Annotated in this window: 19 protein-coding genes and 1 pseudogene; 16 read left to right on the top strand and 4 right to left on the bottom strand. The window is 42.0% G+C overall.

The window, feature by feature from the left end; translation table 11 throughout:
* The first annotated feature begins 37 nt into the window (after positions 1-37).
* The 3 genes and pseudogenes from AC0VZ8_RS25695 to AC0VZ8_RS25685 form a co-directional block, all read left to right on the top strand.
* Positions 38-2,209, top strand: a complete 2,172-nt coding sequence (locus tag AC0VZ8_RS25695) for a bifunctional 2',3'-cyclic-nucleotide 2'-phosphodiesterase/3'-nucleotidase (protein ID WP_475484873.1) — start codon at positions 38-40, stop codon at positions 2,207-2,209.
* Positions 2,210-2,449: a hypothetical protein gene (locus tag AC0VZ8_RS25690; RefSeq protein ID WP_475484872.1), complete on the top strand. Its 240-nt coding sequence runs from the start codon at positions 2,210-2,212 to the stop codon at positions 2,447-2,449. It begins immediately after the preceding gene.
* Between the two features lie 108 nt (positions 2,450-2,557).
* Positions 2,558-2,752: pseudogene (locus AC0VZ8_RS25685) on the top strand (helix-turn-helix domain-containing protein); the annotation flags it as partial.
* Positions 2,753-3,711: 959 nt separating this feature from the next.
* Here the strand turns inward: AC0VZ8_RS25685 and AC0VZ8_RS25680 are convergent.
* A protein-coding gene (locus AC0VZ8_RS25680; protein ID WP_475484871.1) for an IS3 family transposase occupies positions 3,712-4,874 on the bottom strand; the annotation gives its coding sequence in 2 pieces (ribosomal slippage) (positions 3,712-4,610 and positions 4,610-4,874; 1,164 coding nt in all).
* 188 nt (positions 4,875-5,062) lie between these two features.
* Here AC0VZ8_RS25680 and AC0VZ8_RS25675 point away from each other — a divergent pair.
* Positions 5,063-6,417 (top strand): IS3 family transposase gene (locus AC0VZ8_RS25675; RefSeq protein ID WP_475484870.1). Its coding sequence is split into 2 segments (ribosomal slippage): positions 5,063-5,516 and positions 5,516-6,417, totalling 1,356 coding nucleotides; the frame shifts between segments, so codons are not numbered across the junction.
* 509 nt (positions 6,418-6,926) lie between these two features.
* On the opposite strand, the gene AC0VZ8_RS25670 is transcribed toward AC0VZ8_RS25675, so the two are convergent.
* Complete coding sequence (locus tag AC0VZ8_RS25670) at positions 6,927-8,573, bottom strand: RNA polymerase sigma factor (RefSeq protein ID WP_475484869.1); 1,647 nt, start codon at positions 8,571-8,573, stop codon at positions 6,927-6,929.
* A gap of 731 nt (positions 8,574-9,304) precedes the next feature.
* Positions 9,305-9,880, bottom strand: a complete 576-nt coding sequence (locus tag AC0VZ8_RS25665; protein WP_475484868.1) for a TetR/AcrR family transcriptional regulator — start codon at positions 9,878-9,880, stop codon at positions 9,305-9,307.
* 135 nt (positions 9,881-10,015) lie between these two features.
* On the opposite strand from AC0VZ8_RS25665, the gene AC0VZ8_RS25660 reads away from it, so the two are divergent.
* The 7 genes from AC0VZ8_RS25660 to AC0VZ8_RS25630 all read left to right on the top strand — a co-directional run bounded on the left by AC0VZ8_RS25660 (position 10,016) and on the right by AC0VZ8_RS25630 (position 16,718).
* A complete protein-coding gene (locus tag AC0VZ8_RS25660) occupies positions 10,016-10,837 on the top strand; it encodes an SDR family oxidoreductase (protein ID WP_475484867.1) in 822 nt (273 codons plus the stop codon).
* Between the two features lie 34 nt (positions 10,838-10,871).
* Complete coding sequence (locus AC0VZ8_RS25655; protein WP_475484866.1) at positions 10,872-11,819, top strand: alpha/beta hydrolase; 948 nt, start codon at positions 10,872-10,874, stop codon at positions 11,817-11,819.
* A gap of 38 nt (positions 11,820-11,857) precedes the next feature.
* Positions 11,858-13,012: a YhgE/Pip domain-containing protein gene (locus AC0VZ8_RS25650; RefSeq protein ID WP_475484865.1), complete on the top strand. Its 1,155-nt coding sequence runs from the start codon at positions 11,858-11,860 to the stop codon at positions 13,010-13,012.
* A gap of 336 nt (positions 13,013-13,348) precedes the next feature.
* Complete coding sequence (locus AC0VZ8_RS25645; RefSeq protein WP_036663021.1) at positions 13,349-13,990, top strand: DEAD/DEAH box helicase family protein; 642 nt, start codon at positions 13,349-13,351, stop codon at positions 13,988-13,990.
* 189 nt (positions 13,991-14,179) lie between these two features.
* Positions 14,180-15,127 carry an aminoglycoside phosphotransferase family protein gene (locus tag AC0VZ8_RS25640; protein ID WP_475484864.1) on the top strand — a complete coding sequence of 316 codons (948 nt, stop codon included), beginning with the start codon at positions 14,180-14,182 and terminating at the stop codon, positions 15,125-15,127.
* A gap of 225 nt (positions 15,128-15,352) precedes the next feature.
* Positions 15,353-16,093: an AAA family ATPase gene (locus AC0VZ8_RS25635; protein ID WP_475487762.1), complete on the top strand. Its 741-nt coding sequence runs from the start codon at positions 15,353-15,355 to the stop codon at positions 16,091-16,093.
* Positions 16,094-16,148: 55 nt separating this feature from the next.
* Entirely contained in the window at positions 16,149-16,718 is a 570-nt protein-coding gene (locus AC0VZ8_RS25630; RefSeq protein ID WP_475484863.1) for a GNAT family N-acetyltransferase, read from the top strand.
* Positions 16,719-16,928: 210 nt separating this feature from the next.
* Here AC0VZ8_RS25630 and AC0VZ8_RS25625 read toward each other — a convergent pair whose 3' ends face one another.
* On the bottom strand, positions 16,929-18,167 hold the full coding sequence (locus tag AC0VZ8_RS25625; protein WP_475484862.1) for an RNA polymerase sigma factor: 1,239 nt from the start codon (positions 18,165-18,167) through the stop codon (positions 16,929-16,931).
* Between the two features lie 394 nt (positions 18,168-18,561).
* Between AC0VZ8_RS25625 and AC0VZ8_RS25620 the strand changes: the two genes are divergently transcribed.
* From AC0VZ8_RS25620 to AC0VZ8_RS25600, 5 genes are all read left to right on the top strand, one after another.
* Entirely contained in the window at positions 18,562-18,996 is a 435-nt protein-coding gene (locus AC0VZ8_RS25620; protein ID WP_051449297.1) for a GNAT family N-acetyltransferase, read from the top strand.
* A gap of 307 nt (positions 18,997-19,303) precedes the next feature.
* On the top strand, positions 19,304-20,419 hold the full coding sequence (locus tag AC0VZ8_RS25615; protein WP_475484861.1) for an aminopeptidase: 1,116 nt from the start codon (positions 19,304-19,306) through the stop codon (positions 20,417-20,419).
* Positions 20,420-21,096: 677 nt separating this feature from the next.
* Positions 21,097-22,170: an undecaprenyldiphospho-muramoylpentapeptide beta-N-acetylglucosaminyltransferase gene (locus AC0VZ8_RS25610; protein WP_475487761.1), complete on the top strand. Its 1,074-nt coding sequence runs from the start codon at positions 21,097-21,099 to the stop codon at positions 22,168-22,170.
* A gap of 344 nt (positions 22,171-22,514) precedes the next feature.
* Entirely contained in the window at positions 22,515-23,069 is a 555-nt protein-coding gene (locus tag AC0VZ8_RS25605) for a 2'-5' RNA ligase family protein (RefSeq protein ID WP_475484860.1), read from the top strand.
* Between the two features lie 362 nt (positions 23,070-23,431).
* Positions 23,432-24,007: a GNAT family N-acetyltransferase gene (locus tag AC0VZ8_RS25600; protein ID WP_475484859.1), complete on the top strand. Its 576-nt coding sequence runs from the start codon at positions 23,432-23,434 to the stop codon at positions 24,005-24,007.
* Positions 24,008-24,425 lie beyond the last annotated feature (418 nt).

Here is a 24,425-nt window from a genome sequence, read left to right as displayed (position 1 = left end):
AAGGGGGCACTGCATTCATCTAATGGGAGGTTATATATTGAAAACGGCCAATCGATTTCGCAAGCTCCGCTTTGTTGTTTCTATCGGTTTAATAGTGTCGGTGTCTTTATCCGCTCTTCCCGTCCATGCCGCTGAACCGGAGATCGTAAATCTACGATTGATCGAAACGACGGATATTCACGCCAATTACGTGAATTATGACTATTATCAAGACCGGGAGACGAATGAGTTCGGCTTGATCAAAACGGCAGAATTAATCAAGCAGGCTAGAGGAGAGGTGAAAAACAGCCTGTTATTCGACAATGGTGATCTGATTCAAGGTACGCCGCTGGCCGATTATGTAGCGAAAGTCGACGTGCTGCAGGACGGGGAAACCCATCCGGCGTACAAAGTGATGAACTTAATCGATTATGATGCCGGCAATATCGGGAATCACGAGTTCAATTATGGACTAGAGTTTCTTCAAACCTCGTTAAAAGGAGCCAAGTTTCCGTACGTCAACTCCAATGTATACATCGACGATAAGGACAATAACCCATCAAACGACAAGAACTTTTTTACACCTTACGTCATATTGGATCGTACGATTGAAGACGAGAATGGAGTCAAGCACCCGATGAAGGTAGGCGTGATTGGCTTTGTCCCCCCTCAGATCATGCAGTGGGACAAAGCCAATTTGCTAGGTAAAGTCATTACAAAAGACATCATCGAGACGGCTAACCATTTTGTACCCGTAATGAAAGCTGAAGGGGCCGACATCATTGTCGCGATTCCTCACTCCGGGATAGGCTCGACTACAAGCGGATACATGGAGGAAGACGCAACATACGATCTAAGTAAGGTAGAAGGAATCGACGCAATCATGTTCGGTCATTCTCACGGCGTGTTTCCAAGCGATGAATATGCGGAAATCGAAGGAGTGGACATCGAGAAGGGAACGATTAACGGCGTCGCTGCCGTCATGCCTGGTTTCTGGGGAAATCACGTGGGAATCATTGATTTGAAGCTTGAAAAAAGAAACGGCAAGTGGGTTGTCGCTGATAAACGGTCAGAAGCCAGAGCCGTCGTGGACGAAGAGGGCAATCCACTAGCCGGGCGTGACGAAGACTTGTTTCATGCGGTGGAAAGCGATCATGAGGCCACGCTGAAATATATTCGCGGTCCCGTTGGAAAGACGAAGGCGCCAATCACCAGTTACTTCTCACAGGTCCAAGACGATCCTTCGATTCAAATTGTCAATAATGCTCAAAGATGGTACGTGGAAAAGCACATTCAAGGTACAGAATATGATGGAATCCCCGTACTATCGGCAGGAGCGCCTTTCAAGGCGGGCACCCGTGGTGAGGTAACCTACTACACCGATATCCCGTCCGGTACGATCGCGATTAAAAACGTTGCAGATCTTTATTTATATCCGAATACGTTAAATGCCGTATTGGTAAACGGAGCGCAACTCAAGGAATGGCTGGAAAAGTCTGCCGGGCAATTCCACCAAATCGATCCCTCAAGCACGAAGGAACAGCCGCTCGTAAATATGGATTACCGTTCGTATAACTTCGATGTTATCGATGGAGTCGAGTATCAAATCGATGTTTCCCAACCTGTCAAATATGACAAAGAAGGGAAAGTATCAAACGATAAAACGAGTCGTATCTTGAATCTGACGTACAACGGCAAGCCGATTAAGCCTGAGCAGAAGTTTATAGTAGCCACGAATAATTACCGAGCTAATGGGGGAGGCAAATTTCCCGGATTAGATGGAAACAATATCATTATCGCTTCTCCGGATGAAAATCGTCAAATTATTATCGATTACATCCGCGAGCAAGGAACGATCAACCCATCCGCAGATGGAAACTGGTCATTTGCCCCGATTTCAGGAAAGGCCAAGGTGACATTCGAGACGTCGCCAACGGCTCGAAGTTATTTGAAAAACCTGACGGGTATAACCTATCTGGAAACATTGGAATCCGGTTTTGCCAAATATCAAATCGACTTGTCCAGAAAAAGTCCGGATGTCGCAAAAAGCAAGGACAACGACAAGGATATCATTTATGTCGTAAAAGCCGGGGACACCCTTTCTCAAATTGGGAAGCGATACGGAATGGCCTGGCACCGTCTGGCTCAATACAATAAACTTGATAACCCTCACCTTATCCGGGTAGGTCAGCTGATCCGAATTCCGAAAACGGGTATTTGGGGCTCCTAAATGAAAATATACAACGTGGATAATGTGGATGGATTCTTTAGCGTGCTGGACAATTGCAACGGAGTCGTGGAACTGATCACTCCCGATGGGGACCGGCTCAATCTAAAATCAAAGTTGTGCCAATACGTTGCCCTAAGCAAATTCCTAAAGGAAGCGAAATTAAAAGATATTGAAATCGTGGCTTACGACCCAGAGGATGCTCAATTACTGTTTCACTTTCTGATGGAAGGTAAGATTTGAATTTGTCCATCAAAAATGGTGGAATCGTTCCTGCATGGTGAGTTTGAAGGTAGTTTTAAGAAATGAAACGTTATTAAATTGAAAAGCTATTTGATAGGGGGAGCGCCAATGGATCAAGTCAAAACTCAAAAAATGATAGAAGCCGCGAAAATGTATTATTATATGGATTATAGCCAGCAGGATATTGCCGAAAAGCTCGGAATAACCAGGCCCACTGTGTCGCGTTACTTGCAGCAAGCAAAAGAAAACGGCTATGTACGGATCCGAATTATTGACCCTTCTGAAGGTACCCAGAAATTAGCTTATTAATATATTAATAATTTTGCTTGGTACAAATCGGATATTAAGGTGAAGGGATGATTAAACGAATCAACTAGCTTTCAATAGTTGGTTCGTTTTCTTTTTAGAATCGGGATTCTATATAATAGAAGAACAATGGGATGATATTTGATAATGTTTATGTAAGATCCCATTAATATCCTGTAAGGAGTCAGTGCTTATCATATAAAGTTGTCTCCAGTAGAAATCATCGAGATATCTGGAGATTTTAACAATCCCGGTATGTGGATTTATTTGACTAGACCAGTTCGATACGTTCTCCCATAAACTCTTCGTATAGCGTAATAGCGTAAATCGGTATGTGCCTCCAATCAGGCTCTTATACGAATAATTGCTGAAGAAAAGAAAATGAGGCCGTTTCTCAATAAAATGCTTCTCGCTAGATGAGCCCTCGCCAAACTAAACTAATTGAACTCATTCGGGTCAAAACGGTGTTTGAGAGACAACGATCCCGGCTATATATTTTTGATCTCATCTTCCAAATGACCTCACCCATCTTTCTCTTCGTAAAAGGCAGCTGATCTCATGCCGGCTGCCTTTCAATGTCAATACTGATCAAATATTAAACTTAACGCACAGAGTATCTTCTCTATTTCAGGCTCATTATGCATCGGTTCATAATTAAAAAAGAATATCCACCTTTAGTGGACAAGTCAGATAGTTTATAAGAAAAGCGCGTCGTGAGAAATGGCTACCTTGATTTATGTACATCGTGCGCACTGCTCCCGTGCGCACGATGCGTGGTTCGGGGCATGCTTGGATGGCTGGTCGGCCATATTCTAGTTTCCTTATTGAGGCAAGCACGCCAATTGTGACACAATCCATAAACAAATAGGGATGTCGAGGGACAAGAACATGGTCCCATTGAAGTCGCTATTTTGGTCATAACCCTGTCAAGTAGACAGTACAAAAAAAGACATGATTTAAGCTGCGGCCGTTTCCCGGTATTCTACCGGAGAACGGTCGTTTAATTTTTTCTGGAATCGGTTCTGGTTATAGAACAGAATGTATTCGCTCACTTGCTGTTCAACCTCCGCCTTGTTCGCTGCCTCATTCAAGTATATTTTCTCGGTCTTTAAATGAGAGAAGAAAGACTCGATACAGGCATTGTCCAGGCAATTTCCTCGCCTAGAGTGACTGCCTAGCATGCCGAGTTGTTTCAGTTTACGGTTAAATGGTTTTGACGTGTATTGAAATCCTTGATCCGAGTGTAGGATTACCCCACTCACATCCACGTGCTGACGGAGTCTATCCAGCGTTTCATGAACCAAAGCGAGGTCATTTCGTTCCGAAAGATGCCAAGCTACAATCTCGTTATTGTACAAATCCTGAATCACAGACAGGTACACAAATTGTTCTCCAGCACGAATATAGGTAATATCTGTGACCAGTTTCGTTCGTGGCGTGTCCGCTTTAAACTGGCGCTGAAGCCGATTCGGATTCACCACAGAAGCTTGTTTTCCAAAGAATCGACGCTTCTTTCGAATGACAGAACAGATTCCTAATTGTTTCATTAATCGGTACACCTTTTTGTGGTTGACCCTAATGCCTTCCCTCCGTAAAGCTACCGTCATTCGAAGATAACCAAAGTAGGGATGCATGCGATGGATGGCAAGCAGATGCGATTCCAATTCATGCTGCTTTTGTCTGCGTTCTTTTGCCGCGTGCAAGCTTTTTCTCCACTTGTAATAGCCTGAACGGGAAACCGCGGCTAACTTCAAGAGCCAACTAAGACGATGGCGTACTCGCAAGTCCTCTATGATCTGAAATCTAGCAGCTTTACTCGTCACTCCTTGTGTAGATTTGGATACTGCTTTTTTAAATATTCAATCTCCGCTCGCAAGTATGCCATCTCTTCTTCCATACTGGAAAACTTCGTTCTGGGGCGTCCCCGTTTGGATGTGGCAGGTTCTAGGCTCATTCCACGTTTCGTTCTCGCCGCCCATACTTGTACTTGAGATTTATTTTGAATACCCAAACGTTTCGCTACTTCACGAATACTCATATGTTCTTCGTTGACCAGCCGGGCCGCCTCCAATTTTAATTCCAAGGAGTACCGCCGGTAAGTTTGTCCTTTTTTAGCCATGAAAAAATCCCCTTCGTTAGGCAAGATTAAGTCCATCTTAACAGATGTCTTTTTTCTCTTAGTCTACTAAAAGGGGATAATACCATTTTAGCGGCTTTTTTATTTTGCTGTAACAAAAAAGCTGATGTCGTTGATGTACTGCACCCCAATTGTTAGACACATCTAACAGTTGGAGGTGCAGTTTTTTTATGACTAAATTTACTAAGGATAGCAAATTGGCATTAATTCAAGGGTATGACTCTGATCTTCTATCTCAGACAGAATACGCAAATCAAATGGGCGTAACCAAGTCTCAATTCCAATATTGGTTGAAGCTCTATGAGATGCATGGTGAGACTGCCTTTACTAACGGCTATACAAATTATCCGGCAAGCTTTAAACTGGACGTACTCAATCATATGGCTCAATCAGACGCTTCTCTCATGGATACCGCTGCTTTGTTTAAGCTTCCGGACTTCTCCATGTTGTATTCCTGGCAGAAAAAGATGGAGACAGGCGGTTTAGAAGCCCTTGAGCCAACAAAGAAAGGGCGTCCATCCATGAAGAAAAATTCCAATTCGTCTACCAGACGATCCGTAGTTCAAGGGTCTGTCGAAGCACTCGAAGAACGTATCAAACAGCTTGAAATGGAAAATGAGTATCTAAAAAAGTTGAATGCCTTAGTTCGAAACAAGGAAAAATCACCAAACAAGACAAAGCACAAGCCGTCTGGCAACTAAGGCATAAATATCCGGTGAAGGCACTCGTACAGCTGGCTGGTATCCCGCGCAGCACCTATTACAACCTTATAAAGCGTATGAACCAACCCGATCCGAATGCCGAGTTGGGGGCTGAAATCCAGTCCATTTACGTGGAACATGATGGACGTTACGGATATCGCCGTATTCGTGATGAACTGGCAGTCCGTGGGTGGAAAGTTAACCACAAAAAGGTTCAGAGGCTCATGAAGAAGATGGGCCTTCAATGCCTGGTTCGCATGAAAAAGTATAAGTCATATAAAGGGACCGTCGGCAAGATTGCACCGAATCATCTGGACCGCCAGTTCACGGCTGGGGCGCCAAATGAGAAATGGGTGACGGACATTACGGAGTTTAAGTTATTTGGAGAAAAGCTGTATCTATCGCCCATTTTGGACTTATTCAACGGGGAAATTATCACCTATACCATGGGTTCACGACCAACCTATTCTCTAGTATCCGAGATGCTGGATGCAGGACTGAAGCGTCTGCCGGAAGAACACCAACTTCTCCTTCATTCAGATCAAGGATGGCATTACCAAATGAAGCCGTATCGCCATGCGCTTAAGTCGAGAGGTATTCTCCAAAGCATGTCACGAAAAGGGAATTGTTACGACAATGCCGTCATAGAGAATTTCTTCGGCATTCTCAAGTCGGAGTTTCTGTACTACAAAGAGTTTGAAAGTGTGGAACATTTTAAGGAAGAACTGAAAAAATATATTGAATACTACAATACCAAACGGTTAAAGGCAAAATTAAAAATGAGTCCGGTACAGTACCGAACTCATTTTGAGAAAGCTGCCTAATGAAATAACCGTGTCTAACTTTGTCGGAGGACAGAAACATTGTCCCATGGAAAGTCGCTATTTTAGCGGTTTTTTTGTTATATCGGTACAAGTTCTTGTCCCGAGCCAAGGACAAGAACTTGTACCGATTGCCGTAAAGGACAAGAACATGGTCCGATTACCGATTAGATAAGTATCTAATTATGTTTCCATGCAATTTCATTAAGCTAACGGGCAGTTTTGCTGAATAGATCTGCTGAGTATGTGGAGCATCTGGCCTCTCACGGTTGGTTACGGACAAGAAAGATTAAAAATCGTAAGGTAAAGGAGAAATCCGGCGGATACGATTGCGATCAAAAACTACCCATGACGCCCATGCGTCATGGGTAGTTTTTAATCATTTTCATACGTTCAGGAGGGGTCGTGGTGAAATAGCGATGTCCTAATCACTTCGTTGGACAGACAGAGTTTTGTGTAAAAATGGCCACCGCCCGGGAACGGCCATTCTTCGTATACATTTCCGAACCGACTTACTTGACCGGCCCCATCCAGGTTGAAATCGTCTTCTGCTGGTGCGGCAACGGCGGTTTCAACTTCCCGTTATCGATCAAATGCTTCAAAATATAAGCGACAAGCCGGCCTCCGCCGGTGTTGCCTCTCACCATGTAAGCAAGCTGCGGCTCCAAATGCTTTGGCTGATTTTGCAGGAACAGCTTGAGCATTTTATCGTAGAGCTTGCCGACAGCAGGCGCATACAGAGCGGACAAATCCGGCATTGCCTTGTTCAACCGATCCAACGTTTGGGGAGAGTCGATCCAAACCGCATTGAACTTGTACCCCTCCTCCGTCTTGCGGATGTACCCCTTCTCCAGCAGGAACGAATATTGCTCGCTGTTCTCTTCGTTGTCGGGCAGTTCCCCTTGTTGGAACGCATTACAAATCTCGACATTCCGGTATTCCAGGAAACGCCAATCCACCTGGCGGTTGCTCCAGTACGTATTGAATTGCCACAAGTATAAGGGAGTGTCTTCGACGTAGCGGAGCGACGGACCGAAGGTGACGTAACTACTCAAATCAAAACCCGGATCGGCATTGCGGCTCCGGTTCAACGCCGCATAGGCAATATACTGACCTCCGTCCTTTCGCATTGGTGCGACCGCATCGAAGTTGTCGCCCGCCGGCATGCTCCGCCAAGATTGCTCCTCGACGTTCTTGGGCAGCAAGGTCCAGAGCAGGAAGTTATAGTCGCCGTCCGGAACGTACACTCCGCTATCCTCGACTTGCCGGCGAACTTCCATTAACGCGTCGAAATGAACATCGGCCACTTCGGCGGCGCAATCTTGCCAGAATTGATGACCGGCTACGACCAACTCGAAGAGGTCCCAGACGATGGTATTGCTTTGATATTTGCCGGGAGAGGTTTGGATGAGAAAATTGTAATCGGCCAGGTGCCGGACTTCGCCTTCCAGCAAAGACGGCGGCATTCCGAGCTCCTCCGCGATTTGATGTACGGTACGCGCCTTGTGATAAGCCGCGTAAACGATATTTTGCGCCAAGGCGCGTCCAAGAAAATCGTTGGTTTCGCCCAGTCTGCCGGCCGAACCGGAATGGCCCATTTCCCCCATGCTGACCGGATTGACACTTAAAGTTCCTGTTGCACGCATACGTTTCATCCCTTTCCGTAACTCCTTTTTGGCCTCGCTCAAATGCCACTTCACCGTGTTGACAGGAATGTTCAGAGCAATCGCGATATCGCCGATTTTAAGCTCGTCGTAGTAATGCATGACCACGATCCGGCGATGGATGTCGGACAGAAACGCGACTTCTCGGCGCAGCTCGCGGTAAGCTTCGGTTACCAGCAGCCGGTCAAGCGGCTCCCGGGAAGGGGCGGCCGACAGTTCGGACATGCCGTTGATTTCGATCGCTTGGGGAGCGTGCGCACGCTTTTTCAACCAATTCACCCAAGTGTATCGGGCAACCGTCCAGACGTAAGCCTCAAGGCATCTAATATCCCGCACCCCGGAGAAGGATTTCAACAACTGCAGCATAATCTCCTGAGCCAGATCCTCCGCCTCGGCCCGCTGCTTGACCCGGTTTAACGCAAAACCGAAAATCGGTTTGACATAGCTCCGAATCGCTTCCGCCGCTTCTTTTCCGTTCTTCCCAATTGAATCCATTTTTTCCTCCATAGTTGCATCTGTAATTCCTGACAATTAAATAGTGTGCCAGGCGAAATAAAGGTTGGGATATTTTCAAAAAAATTTGGACGTCCTACCGGATCACTCATACATGTATAATTACAAACATCATGAATAGGTCATTTGAATGGTTAAAGAGACGTTATGAACTTTTTGTTAAGTATATTGGAAAAGAATTAAACAAGTTGAAGATTACTTTAGATGTAAAGGTCTCACTTTTAGTATATAAAGATACTTTTTTTCGTTCAACTATGGGAGGATACAAACTAGGAGCACGAGCCGAAGTTCTTCTTCGGGTACTTGGGGTACTCCCTCGTTCCGTAGTTAACCAGAAGTGGTCTCGATTAATTATTCAAATGCATAATAGAGGTTCATAAAACTAACGGGACACGTTAGTCTAAAAAAGTAAGGAGCAGTTAGCCGATTGGCAGCTGCTCCTTTTCGTTATAACAGGCAAAGAATTCAATATTAAATGCGGTTATTTCGATCCTCCTGTTTTTGAGAAGAGTTTTCTTTTAGTCTTGCGTATCAACATAACAGCTTCTAAAGCGACCCCGGTTAATATTCCGATCACACAAACTACAGAAAGTCTGATTATCGGTAAAAATAATAAACCGGTCTTACACTATGTTATCCGGACTTATTCAGTGTGATCTCTCGAGTCGTTAACCAGCCCTTATCATTAGGCATGGTGGGGACTGTTGGTTATCTCATCGTTTGATTGGCTTATCCCGTACTTGCGGCAGCGAAAACAATGCGATATTGGTGAGCCGCAATGCGACTTCGGTGGTTGAGCCTTTGAGCCCTTGGTTCAGCCAGCTTCCAATGAAGCCGATTGTGCCGTAAGCGAGAAAAAATGCTAAGGTCTCATCTTGAAAAACGGTTTTTAGACGTGTGCAGAGCAGTTCCGAAAGCTGGATGACGAATGACGAATCTCGGTAACGATCGCGATAGAAATGATTGTAGTGCCGTATATGCTCCAATAGCTCAATTGTGATGGGAAGGGGACTTTGGTTGTCACTTACTTCCTTTAATTGCTCATCGAACTCCTGATTCCACTCGCCATCAAATATTTCTTTCAGTTCGCTTACAATTTCGTGGGTCACTTTGTCAAGCAAATCGAATTTGTCTTGAAAATGCAAATAGAAGGTTGAGCGACTGATGCCTGCTTTCCGAACTATGGCATTGACGGTGATTTTTTCGAAGGTAGATGCGACAAGTAGGGCCATAAACGCTTCCGTAATGAGCCAGCGAGCGGATATCGTATAATCATTGATTGTTTTCATGATCCCTTTCCTTTGCTTGTAAAAATGGACATTTCGTATCGAATTGTCGTTTGAAGCGACCAATAGATATGTCTATGCTTAATTTATGTCATAGCTATAACTATTCTACTCAATCTTCACTGGGAGGTAAAACTGATGGATAAAGTATTTGTGATTACGGGTGGAAATGGTTGTATGGGCAAAGCAATTGCACATCGAATGGGCAAGCAAGGACGTCTCTTGCTTGCCGATGTCAACGAGGAACATTTCGAGCAGACGATTAGCGAACTGGCCGCTGCCGGCATTGAGGATGTGACCTCGTACAAGGTGGATATTACGAACGAACGGCAGGTTAGCGAACTGGCATCGCTGGCAAGAGAACTCGGCCAGTTAGGCGCAATCATTCACACTGCAGGTCTGTCGCCGACGATGGCGGATTCGCGAAAAATACTGGAAGTAAATGCAATAGGGACCGGACTGATCTTGCAAACGTTCCTACCTTTGTCCGAACCAGGCAGTGTAGCCATTGCCGTGGCTTCCATGGCAGCTCATGCAGTGCCGAGAAATGAGGCATACAATCATGTACTGATTGATCCGCTTGCTTCAAATTTTCTGGAACAGATGGAGAAGTTTACGGAGGGCAACTCTGGGATCGCTTACGCGCTCTCCAAACTAGGTATGGTCTTAATGGTCGAGGATCAAGCTTGGGCGTGGGGTCAGAAGGGTGCGCGCATCGTATCGGTATCGCCGGGTAATATTAATACGCCTATGGGCAGACAAGAAGCTTCTAAGCAAGAAATGAAGAAGGTGCTGTTCGCCAATACACCGCTAAGTAGAGAAGGAGAAACGGATGAAATTGCTTCCGCTGTCCAATTCTTATGTAGTAACGAAGCTTCCTATATAACCGGGATGGATCTTCTGGTTGATGGCGGAACGACAGCTGGAATGCGCCGGCTTGCACGATTAAACAACAACTGAGTGATCCTTATGAAAACAAGAAGGAGTGATGAATATGCCATTTCAATTAGATCGTGAACTCGAAGCTACTTTGGCTGCGATGGCAGAGAGCGTAAGTCAGTCTCAAGCGCCCAAGCGTGGAGACTGGAAAGCACTTCGCGAAGCGGCCAACGCAGGACGCGCGATGATGGCTTCTCTCGCCCCGCCGTTTCCTGAAATCGAGAAAAAATCGTACAAGCTAACGACCAAGGACGGGGCTTCTATCGAGCTGCGCTGGTACAGCATAAAAGATTCCAATCCCGGTTCTGCCGTCGTATTCGTACATGGCGGCGGAATGATCGCCGGTACGCTTGATGGGAACGACGCTACAGTTTCTAAGTATGTAATGTTGAGCGGTGTTCCATTCTTAGCTGTAGATTATAGGCTTGCGCCTGAATATCAGGGTACTACGCTTGCAGAAGACGCATACGCTGCGCTGCAGTGGTTAGTCGAACATGCAGCGGGGTTTGGCGTTGACACGGCGCGTATCGCCATCATGGGCGAAAGCGGAGGAGGAGGCGTCGCCGCAGGCGCGGCTATTCTTGCACGGGATCATGGCGTAACACTTGCCAAGCAGATTCTCATTTACCCTATGCTTGACGACCGCAATATCGAACCGGATGCAGAGCTCGTTCCTTTTGCAGGGTGGACCTATGACAATAATTACACTGGATGGCATGCAGTGCTCGGGGACGATTTGGCTGGAAAACAAGTGTCACCGATCGCCGCTCCAGCACGGAACACGAATTATAAAGGACTAGCTTCAGCTTATATTGAAGTGGGCGAGCTTGATATTTTTCGGGATGAAAGCGTTGAATATGCGAGCCAGCTCTGGCGGGCTGGAATCTCGACCGAGCTCCATGTTCATCAAGGCGTACCTCATGGATTTGAGCTGGTTATGCCCACCTCACAGGTAGCACAGCGCTCGACAGCAGACCGCGTGAGAGCGCTCAAGTCCATTTGACAGATTAAGAAATTTCAACCTTAGTGGAGGTATTAGCAGTGAAACAGTTTTTTAAGAACAAGGCGGTTATCTCGGGAATATTCATGATGGTGTTCTATCAAATATTAATGATCAGCATATTTATGTGGGGCTATAGCTCGGTTCCGAAAAATATGAGCGATCTGTCGGTAGCGATCGTCAATGAGGATGAGAAATCGGGAACACAGCTTGTTTCGCAGCTTAAGGAAAACTTGCCATTTAAGCTCGTAACCGATGTAACGCTCGAGGATGCCCAGGAGGAGCTTGAGAATCGAAATCTCCATCTGCTCATTCATATCCCGCAAGATTTCACGACCAAGATGACGGCCGAGAGCGAGCAGGCTAAACTGGACTTTTATATCAACCAATCGAATGCGCAGACGATCACAAGCGGCATGCAAAGCGTCATCAATCAAATCTCTGATCAATTCGCTACCCAGACGCAAACGCAAAGTTTTATTCAAATCCTGCAGAATTACCAGATGACGGAAGAGCAAGCCAAGCAGACAGTTCACAGTATAATGAATAAAGTCGTACCGAACATCGTGTCGACGAATACGCTCCCTCAGGGAATGCATAACCAGATGGCTCCGATGTTCTTATCCATGGCTTCTTATGTGGGGGCAATGATCTTCTCGATGATGAGTGTTGGAGCACTGAATCAGCTAAAAGGAAAGCTGGGTAAAGCGAAGTCCTTCATGTATCTGCAAGGTGTAAATATCATGCTTTCGCTGATCGTACCATTAATCGGAGTTTCCATTTATCATACGGTCCAGGGGTATGGAACTGAGGCTTACTTCAAGATCTGGATGATCCATGCACTAGAGATGTTCACCGCAATTGAATTTACAAGCCTATTTTTCTTCATTGCAGGTCAAGCGGGCATGTTGCTCAATTTGCCGCTCGTCTTGATTCAAAGCATTGCTTGCGGCGCTGCGATCCCGCAGGAAATGATGCCGGGATTCTTCAAATTCATGAGTTATATTTCGCCGATGTACTACAGCGTGCATTTGGATTACAATGTACTATTTGGCGGCGGAAACACAGCTCACTATGTAATCGGTCTGGCATTTATCGCTTCCGCAGCGTTCGTTATTAATTCGGTCATTCACGGACTCAAGCCGATACGAGCAAATGATGCGGACAGTGAAGCCGTTCCTTCGATGATGATGTAGGCAAGGGTTAGCATAAACAAGGACGAGTTTTTGGACTACTCATCATGATTAAACCAGAAAGTCGGTAATCTTCACATTAGAGCCAGTGTTTTTAGGATTAAACTAGCGGGAAACGTTAGTTCAACAAAAGCAAGGAGCAGCTTACCGGTTTGGCAGCTGCTCCTTTTTCGTTAAGCTAACGGGCAGTTTAGTTGGAATGCAAGAGGAATTAATAACCAAACAGTCGAATGTTATTAGTATGCTTTGGAAAGGAGGATTTAATATGTACTTTCGCTGTTATAGAAGCCGATAAGAATCCGCCAACTTCCTCAAAATTAAAATTTGAGGAGGGTAAATATGAAGGTTAATGATAATTATCTGAAAGAACAATTAAAGCATGTGTATTGGTTAAATGGTGGTTGTTGCGCGGGCAAGACCACAATGACAAAGAAATTTGCTGAGGAGTTAGGATTTCAAACGCTAGAGGATAATGTCTTAAAATATAGACCATTCACTAGCCCTGTTGAATACCCTGCCCTTCAATATCCTCATCCTGGTTTGGACTGGGACAAATGGTTTAATAAACCCAATGATGAACATTGTGAATGGCTTTTTCAAATTATCGAAGAAATGATGGAGTTTTTTGTTATCGATTTGTTGAAAATGCCTACCGATACACCAATCATAATAGATTTAGGAATAATGCCCGAGCAAATATTACCCTTTATTCCTAAAGAAAGAATGATTTGTCTCTATACGTCTGATGAAGAAATAGAACGGCTATATTTCTTCAGGGAAGACCATAAGATGATTTTGGATGTTATTAACCTTACAGCTAAACCAGCGGAAACAATCAAAAACGGCAACAAAAATATGGTAAAGTTTTCTCGTGACATTAGAAATGCCTGTGTTAAAAATGGAATCAAGACCATTAAAAGAACAACTAGCTTAAGTGTTGAAGAACAATTCAGACTAGTTCGTGAACATTTTGGATTATAAGTTGAAACAACCAGTAGTGTAGGTATCATGTGCAGGCTGCCCAATAGGCAGCCTGTTGCGCTAACAGGAAACGATAGTTTAATAAAGAAGAGAAGGCAGCTGGTCAGAGTGATCAGTTGCCTTTCTAAGTTAAAAGGCAGGATAGTTGAGTATTGGAAAAGAATAATCATATAGATTTGGAGGGATACAGTGAACGAGGACTGGAAGAAGGAACGTGGAATATCTTATTTTAAACAGGACGAAACCGAGAAAATCATCAGTCGTTTTGGAGAAAGCTTTTATGAAAAGGTATTACGCGATATCGTAACATACACCGAAAAGTGGAAATTGTATGATTTTGAATTTGTACATTCATATTCTGCTAATTGCGTTTTTAAATGCCGTTCTGAGCTTTTTGGAAATACAGTCTTAAAAATAGGTAAGCCAAGTAAAGAAGTAATAACTGAGTACAATACTCTTTGTGAATATAACGGCAGACGATTGTGCAAAGTTTATGAGTCTGACGTAAAGAACGGTATTATCCTTGAAGAATGCATACAGCCTGGTGATTCATTGTTCCACGGAAATCCGTATGAAGAACGAATATCTATATTTTGTTCACTTTTTAACGGATTACATATCGCCCCAATTAGAACCGCTCAATTTCCTACTTTTATAGAATGGGTGGATAAGAGCGTGAACTATCTAAGCAAGCGAGAGGACTGCATGGAACTATTCAAACACATAGAAAAAGCAAAAGAAATATGTTTGTCGGTTTCTGCTCTATATCCTCGTAAGATGCTGCTTCATGGTGACCTGCATCATGGAAATATTATTTTGAACCATAATGGGGGATACACCATAATTGACCCTAAAGGAGTAATTGGTGACCCTATATTTGATATATCACGTTTTATATTAAATGAGTTCAGCGATACATTATCACCAGAGAAGTATCAAGAAATTGAAGAGTTATTATGTGACTTAGCTAAGCAACTTGATATTCCGAGCAAAATACTTAAGCTCTGTCTCTATGTGGAAACTGCAATATGGCTATGTGACGATTTGGAGAAAGGCTCATCACTTGAAGAATGTGCTTTCCTTGTTGACAATGTTATTCATGCAGAAGCATTGATACAGATACATCATGAATCATGATTTCTGTTGAAATCAAAGCTTATTACGCTAACGGGAAACGTTAGTTCAATAAAAGACAAGTAGGCAGCCGTTAACGAGATCGGCTGCCTTTGTTAAACTAACGGGCAGGATAGTTTCGGTATGTGGTATTATTTGATTGATGGAGTAAACTAAAGGGTGAGACATGAGTCAGCGTTGGCCAACAAAGGAAAGGATAACGATTAAAGGCTTAAAAGGGAGTGAACTATATTGAATGTACAGCATTCCTATTTACGACAAATTCAGCTCAAGAGGCACCAAGTACCCGCTTATAATCGTTACCCCTTTGATTTGGCGGTCATTCGAAGCCTAAATACTCTTGATTTCCACCCCAAGGTAACCTATATCGTAGGTGAAAATGGGATGGGCAAATCAACACTGATGGAGTCCATTGCTGTCGCATGGGGATTTAACCCGGAGGGTGGGACGATCAACTTTTCCTTCTCAACCCAGGCTACTCACTCCAGCTTATATGAATATATACAATTGATCAGAGGTCCGCGACGCCCGAGGGATGGCTTCTTCTTCCGGGCAGAAAGTTATTATAATTTAGCCACGACGATCGATGAGTTGGACAGCCAACCTTCATTCGGTCGCCCTATTAAAGATTCGTACGGTGGCAAGTCCTTGCATGAGCAATCGCACGGAGAGTCGTTCTTTTCCACTTTCATTCATCGATTCGGGGAGAATGGATTATATATACTTGATGAGCCTGAGGCTGCATTGTCTCCCCTTCGCCAAATGGCGATGCTGACACGAATCCATGAACTTGTTTTGCAAAACTCTCAATTTATTATTGCGACCCATTCCCCAATCCTTATGGCATATCCAGATTCGATTATTTACAATCTAAAGCCGAATGGTATCGAGGTCCAAGTATTGGAAGAAACCGACCATTTTATGATTATGAAAGAGTTTGTGAATAACAAGGATAGGATATGGAAATAAATGGTAAATCTTGCGAGTTTCTAGTTCGAAATTCTACATATTGAGGAGATAAATTGTGCTGATACATAAAGGAACAGTTCCGATAAAAACGAAACGGCTGGTTTTACGTAAGTTTATAATGAACGATAAACATGCGGTATACCAAAACATGACAAGTGATGCTCAAATGACAAAATATTTGTCGTGGGAAACTCACGAATCGCTGGAAGATACGGCTGAAATGCTTACCAAATGGATATCAGGATACGAAAATCCCGAGTTTTACCGTTGGGCGATTGAGTTTGAAGATGAAGTGATAGGTTCAGTTCATTTGCTTGATATATCAAATAAGTCATGTCGTTGCGACTTGGGCTATTATATCGGTTCAAAATGGTGGAATATCGGTATTGTAACGGAAACCGCTTGTGAAGTCATGAGATTTGCATTTGAAGAACTAGGCATGCACAAAATAGTAGCATGGCACCATGCAGACAATGCTGCATCTGGACATGTTATGAAAAAGCTTGGAATGGTTCTAGAAGGGACACTTAGGAAAGATACACTACTTAAGAATGGAACTTTTAGCGATGTAAAAACATACGGGATATTACTTGAAGATTGGAATAATAGGAAGTCGTTAAGCTAACGGGAAACGATAGTTGAATAAAGAAGAGAAGGCAGCTGGTCAGAGCGATCAATTGTCTCTTTAAGCTAACGGGCAGGATAGTTTAATGATAGGGGCTATAAGGCGGTACTAGATAGAACAATGTATAGTGTACAGTTGAGCTAAGGGAGACCATAACAAAACCACCTTTTAGAAGGTGGTTTTGTTATGGTCAAATATCATTATTAAAGTTTAACATAGCCTAGATTTTAAATATTGCACCCACATCGCGTGCAGCTCAGCTTCCGATACCTGAAATGCGCCATGAAAATCAGTGGCATCGCGTATGAATTTGTTAAGCTCATCAGAACTGTAAGAATGGAGGAGAAATTCAACGATCAAATACGAGAATCCATATCCCCCCATCCTCTCGAATTCCCACGTATCGTTAGTTAATGCTTGAAAGCTAGGGACAGCCTCATTTCGAATCGATTCGGAGGTGCTATACTTGATATATTCTTGCGACATTTGTTTGGCTTCATGTCCGCCAAGCCCATGAGTAAGCCATTTCGGTGCCAACGGATTAATATCATTCACTAACCACATCGTAAACAAACTTATCGTGTGTCGTAGTACCGATTGGTACGTATGTTCAGGGCCTGGGTTCAGTGGGGATACGATTCTTATTTTGTTGTGTTCGTAGGTACCCATGAACCAGTTAGGCGCATCCGGTTCGCCTACTGCTTGGTGAAAAGTGGACAGATCAGGATAGATTTCGATAGTGATTTTCTGAGATGGTCGATGACGATAGGTTGTTAGAATTCGCTCTACATTGGATTTCAATTCCTCGAATAAGTCATGGTATACCTTATTCATACCATCATTCTTGGTGGAAGCCTCGTTCTTATCCACAATCGATATCAATTCTTTGATAGACATGATTGTAATGTCACCCCATTCTTTTAATGCTATTTTTAGTTTGTTTAATGCGCGGTAGAGTCTGTTCTTAACCGCGCTTTCAGGCATCCCGATGATTTTGGATATGTCTAATAGAGTGCAGTCGACGAAAAACCGCAATGATATGATTTGCTGATCTAACTCATTCAATTGGGCTAATGCAGCACTAATATCAAGACGGATATCAACATCTTTAACGATATCGAGGGAAATGGATTGGGACTGAAAATCGATAACTTCGTGCACTATTTCTTTATTTCGTGATCTTTTACGATACTCGTTTTTCACGATATTCTGCGCGATTTTGAATAGCCAAGTAAATATACTGGAGTTATGCTTAAACAAGTGAAAGTTTTCCATTGCTTTTAAAAAAGCTTGTTGCGTTAAGTCATCAGCAACTGCTGAATTTGTTTTTACTGCGATATATTTTCGAATTCTCTCCTGATATTGATTATAAATTTCTTCGAAATGCTGGATGTGTTCCTGCTCCTCCGGAAGAACAGGGATTTTCGTTTTGTCTTGAGCTCTTGACACCAGTAGTACCTCCTCCTGAACTTACAATTAATTAGACACCGAAGGGAGGTAAAAAGCCACATCATTTTTAAAAATAAAATTTTCATGACGCCATCCTTCATCAAACGGATAAATGATAACAAGACCAGCGAGAGACAAAACGGAAGCAATGAAAAGGTCACAGGAGTTAATGATGGAATTTGAAGAACAAGATTAGGGAGTGAATGCACTAACGGAGATACTTTAGCTAAATTACGATACAGCGGAAGCGGCCAACGGTTGCAGTTTTCTCAACCAACGGGCAGGATAGTTTAATAAACTTACGAATACTCTACATATGGAATTATTTAAGAAGTTCGTAGATAAGACGTTATCGGAAATCCTTGCAAGATTATAAACCATAGGAGCTGAAGGCGTGGACATAAAAGTCAGAATGGCAAAAAAAGATGACGCATTTGAGTTGTCTGAATTGTTCGTTGAGTTTATTGGAACGAGATCTAACATTGAAAAGATCCAATATCAGTTAGACCTATTACATAAGCAACCAAACTACTATGTTGCAGTAGCATGTTTAGAGGAAAAGGTAGTTGGAACAGCCATGGGAATTGTTTGTCCAGATATTGTAGGTGAGTGTCAGCCATACTTGCTTGTAGAAAATGTAGTTGTTTCATCTGTGTACCAGGGAAGTGGAATTGGTAAGAAACTCATGAATGCACTCGAGGATTTTGCTATGGAAAACCTATGCTCTTATATAATCTTAGCTTCTAGTAAAAATCGTGAACAAGCCCATAGATTTTATGAATCAATTGGATATGAGGGTACTAAGCGTGGATTTATTAAACGAATCTGATTTGTTAAATATTAAAGTGCTCTCAGCAATTTCGAAGATGGTAAGGACATCTGATAACAACGTATTCACGTATCAGTCTCCCGAGGTGGAAGCAGGGAGCATACTCAGGGACAACCCTGCACTGGCTAAGTCTTCGACCCAATAGGCCGATCATTGCGCTCGATCGACCGGCTGCTTAAGCCAGTGAGGGTTCGTGAATGCCCTAACGTTAGACGAAATTATTGTATGATAAACCTCTACATGTATCCAAATACTATCAGAAATAATATGAACAATAAACATAATGAATTTATGAAGGAGACTAACAATGAAAGATCCTAGAATTGAACAACTCGCTAAAAATCTTATTCAATATTCGGTGAAGCTACAACGTGGGGAAAAAATATTAATTGAGGTTGATGGTTTGGAAATTCCCTTGGCCAAAGAATTGGTAAGACAAGCTTATCTCGTCGGTGGAGTTCCATTTCTATTAATAAATAATCATGAGATCTTAAGAGAGATATTAATCGGCTGTACTGAGGAACAATTAAAAGCAATGGCATCTTACGACCTAAATCGAGTAAACGATATGCAAGCCTATATACTTATTAGAGCTGGGGAGAATATGAGTGAATTAAGTGGTATATCTCCTGAAAAAATGGCGTTGTACAGGAAGTATTACTCTCAACCGATCAATGGCAAACGATACAACAATACAAAGTGGTGTATTCTTCGTTATCCGAATCATGCCATGGCACAGCAAGCGAACATGTCAACGGAGGATTTTGAGGATTTATATTTTAATGTGTGCAATCTGGACTATTCAAAAATGGATAGAGCTATGGATAATCTAATTGAGTTAATGGAGCAAACAGACAAAGTTAAAATTATAGGAGAAGGAACTGAACTAACATTTTCGATTAAAGGCATGCCTTGTTTTAAAGATGCAGGAATTATGAACCTTCCAGATGGTGAAGTTTATACGATGCCAGTTAAGGATTCAGTCAACGGAGTTATCTCGTATAATACACCTTCTTTAAAAGAGGGATTCACTTACGAGAACATTCGTTTTGAAATTAAGGACGGCAAAATTATACATGCTACCGGAAATGATTCAGAAAGAATTAATAAATTATTGAATACGGATCAAGGATCGAGGTATTTTGGTGAATTTGGAATTGGTCTTAATCCATATATTGAGAATGTTATGAAAGATACTTTATTTGATGAAAAAATATGGGGAAGCTTTCACTTTACACCTGGATGTGTTCCAGTTAGTTCACCTGGAAATGAAAATTGGTCCGAGCTTCACTGGGATATTGTTAATATCCAAAGGCCTGAATATGGCGGTGGAGAGATATGGTTTGATGATATATTAATCCGCAAAGATGGAATGTTTATACCTGATATTTTAAAAGGATTAAACCCTGAAAACTTAAAGTGATTATGACTTCATATTTACATCCTTTAAAAATATTGGATTTGAAATCATGAGTTTGGAGGAGAAATACTGGTGTTGAAAGATTTCTATGCACTTTACCAATGAATAAGATCATATAAGAGATGATTCAGGAAGCCAGGGACTTCAAATAACACAATAATCACGTTTCGGGCAGAAAGGAAAAATAGATATTGATGACAGTAATAACACAGCTACAAGGACAATTGTCAAAGAATATTTCAAATTTAATACAAGTTGTGAAATTATTAAAATTAGCGGAATGGAAGCACGGTTTATCCCTGGGTCGAACAACACGATTGGCGGATTTATACGATGGGTACAAGATGGTACTTATATTGAGAAGGATAGCACCCAATTGTGCAAGAAGGATATGATTGAGGTAGCCAAATCGGGAAAATGAAATATTGAACTAACGGGAAACGTTAGTTCAATACAAGACAAGAAGGCAGCCGTTAACGATATCGGCTGCCTTTGTTCAACTAACGGGCAGGATAGTTTAAATAACCAATAAAATATTAAGATAAGAGCAAGTGGACTGGTAGCCGATAAATGTGATCGGCTGCTTATAGGTTCAATTGACGTGCGAGTTAACAACACTTGAGATATTTAGAAAGTACATCGAGTATAATGAACTAAAACAACATCGGTGGGTGGTTAAAATAAAAAAAGTAATTTTTACTGGCGGTGGATCTGCAGGACATGTAACTGTCAATATTGCTTTGATTCCTGAATTTATCCGTTCAGGCTGGGTAGCCGAATATATTGGTTCAGTGGATGGTATTGAAAGGCAACTAATCACATCTAACTTTAATGTGAAATACCATTCAATCTCTACAGGGAAGCTACGACGGTATCTAGATTGGAAGAACGTAAAGGACCCATTTAAAGTGGTGAAAGGAATTTTCCAAGCATACCAACTTCTAAAAAAGCTGCAGCCAGATATTGTGTTTTCTAAAGGCGGTTTTGTTTCTGTGCCAGTTGTCATTGGTGCATGGTTGAACAAGATTCCAGTTATCATACATGAATCTGATTTAACTCCAGGCTTAGCCAACAAGCTCGCAAGTCCGTTTGCTAGTCTGATATGCACTACTTTTCCTGAAACAGCTTCTGCCTTTAAGGATCGTAAATGTCATTATGTAGGACCCGTTCTTAGAGAAGAATTAACAAAGGGAAATGCGGAACGTGGACGGGCATTCGTGGGGTTTTCCAACAATAAAAAGCCTACAATACTAATAATGGGAGGGAGTTTAGGATCACGGAAAATCAATCATGTAATTAGAGAATCTTTAACACAATTAACAAAAAGATTTCGAATCATTCATATTTGTGGAAAAGGACATCTTGATTCTTCAATTTCAAATTCTGAGTACCGCGAATATGAGTATATAAATGAAGAATTACCAGACATATTAGCCATGTGCGATATTGTAATCTCGCGAGCTGGTTCTAATTCCATTTTCGAGTTTTTATCTTTAAAGAAACCAATGATTTTGATTCCTTTAACTAAGGAACAAAGTAGAGGAGATCAACTTCTAAATGCAGGTTCTTTTGAAAGCAAGGGTTACTGTAAAGTGCTACATGAAGAACAATTGAACAGTGATAGCTTGATTGCTAGTATTAATGATTTATCAGAAAGACAGGAACAGTATATTGAAAATATGAGTTCTTTCGAACGTAATGATGCTGTAAATCTTATCTACAATCTTCTTATTGAAACTGCGAAGAAGACCTAAATTATAAATAAGAGATTTCTATAATAGCTTAAATGCGTTCAACTAACGGGGAAGGTTAGTTCAATACAAGACAAGAAGGCAGCCGTTAACGAGATCGACTGCCTTTGTTCAACTAACGGGCAGTTTAACACTAAAGGAGAACTTGGAAAATACTCTCTAAAAACATAAATGTTCGGAAAGTTGATGATCGAAATGAATAGAATGCTCCGAGAAAAATACATATTATTGGTTCCATTGGGAAGAAAACAACTTTAGCAGAAACTTATCTGTGAATTTGGAATATTCACATTACGAATTGGATAATGGTTTATGGAAGCGAAGTAAACCAATAAAGGGGTGTAGAAATGGAGTTTTTCATAGGAATCGTTCCACCTGAAGATTACAAAGAACAAATTTCGGTATTTCGTAATAAATGGGCTAAGACATTTCGAAATCGATGGGATAATAACGGCTTTAGGGATCCTGTGGAGCCCCATATTACTGTTAAAGCCAAAAGTGGACTTACGGAGGATATGAATTGGCTTGAAAAAATAAGAGACACTTGTACTTCATTTCCAATCTTTCAGTTAACTTTGTCTGAACCAGCAACATTCGGAACAGCGGTTACATTCCTTAGCGTTGAATCGAAAGAGATATATAATCTGCATAAGAACTTGGTAGATGCGGTTTCCACACCGCCCGAACTTATTGAAAGGCATATAGAGTTGGATCACTTCATTCCACATTTGACTTTGGGTCAAACTAAATGGGGCATGAATGAAGCAGAAATTATAGAAATGAAATTGGCTGCGAGAGAAGCATTATCTCCTTTTCCAAGCTTCGATGTAACATTCGTGCGGGTATTTGATATCAAAACAAACACACCTTTTGAAGATATCAAACTTGCCAAGTTGTTCTAATCTGATCGTTGTACAAACGAGGAACGATAGCTCATTAAAAACAAGAAGGCAGCCGATCAACGTGGATCGGCTGCTTTTGTTCAACTAACGGGCAGTTTAGTTAAACGATTCTTTGTATTTTTCATTGAATATATTCTTAGATTTTGCTAAAATTTATCAGGATATATTTAGAAGGGGGATTAACACTATGCCAGTAACTTTGTAATGGTTGATATATATATGTATTTTTCACTATTACAAGGGTACAGAGCACAGTGTGGGTTTAATCACATGATGTGGTGAATCCTTGTGGTTTCTACATTTTTGTGATATGCCTTCTCATTACCGCTTTGTATTCCTTCTATACAATAGGAGGATATTTAATGAGCAATTCACAAGATATAAGTAAAAACATCTTTACAATTGAGTGTAGGGATATAATTTTGAGGGAGTATCAGGTGGAGGATTTAGACGAACTACAGAACATTACCTGGCAACCTCATTTTTATGAATTTTTAATTGATTGGAATGTATCCAAGGAGCAACGGGAAGATTGGATCAAGAATTATGAATTACCAGATAACGAACGATTTTTAAGTGCAGTATCAAAAGATGGAGATATTGGAGAAATACGTTTGCGGTTGGGTATAATATCCAAAGATTCTGGTCAGTTTATCGGTGTTTGCGGTACAGGAATATTAGATAAAGTATCACCGCCCAATAGAGAGATTTTTTATGGGATCTCAAACGAACACAGAAATAAGGGTTACTCTACTCAAGCAGCAAAAGGATTAATCAAGTTTTTGTTTGATAATACCAACGTTGAGGAACTCATTGCTATAGCTCAAATACGTAACCTTCCATCGAATAAAGTGATACAAAAATGTGGTTTTGAATTTCAAAACGAAATTGAGATGAATAATAAGAAATACAATTATTACAAACTTAGAAAGAACTAGTTGTAAATTAGGAAACTAAGGGGTCCATATGGTGTCCCCTTAGTTGTGCTAACAAGTAACTAGTTCAATAGGCAATCCTAATTCGCGATGATGATATTTGCTCTCCAAATGAATTTGAAAATCAATTCATTAAAACTAACGGGAAACGATAAGTCAATAAAAACAAGAAGGCAGCAGATCAATGTGATCGGCTGCTTTTGTTCAACTAACGGGCAGGATAACGCAGCACCGGTAGAGAACGTATTAACATACAAGAAGTAATGTACTTCGCATAACACCATATTCACGCTGTGGCCTGACGCCCTAGGGCCGGCAGAAGGAAGTGAGGAAACCGAACAACCCTGTACTGGCTATGTCCGTCGGACCCGCGCTTGCGAGCTTATGCCAGTGAGGGTTCCTGAATACAAAGACGTTATAG

This window comes from Paenibacillus sp. QJM3NY_38 (assembly GCF_056173265.1).
Note: the sequence above shows the minus strand (reverse complement) of the source record. Positions and strands in the feature narration are given on the sequence as shown.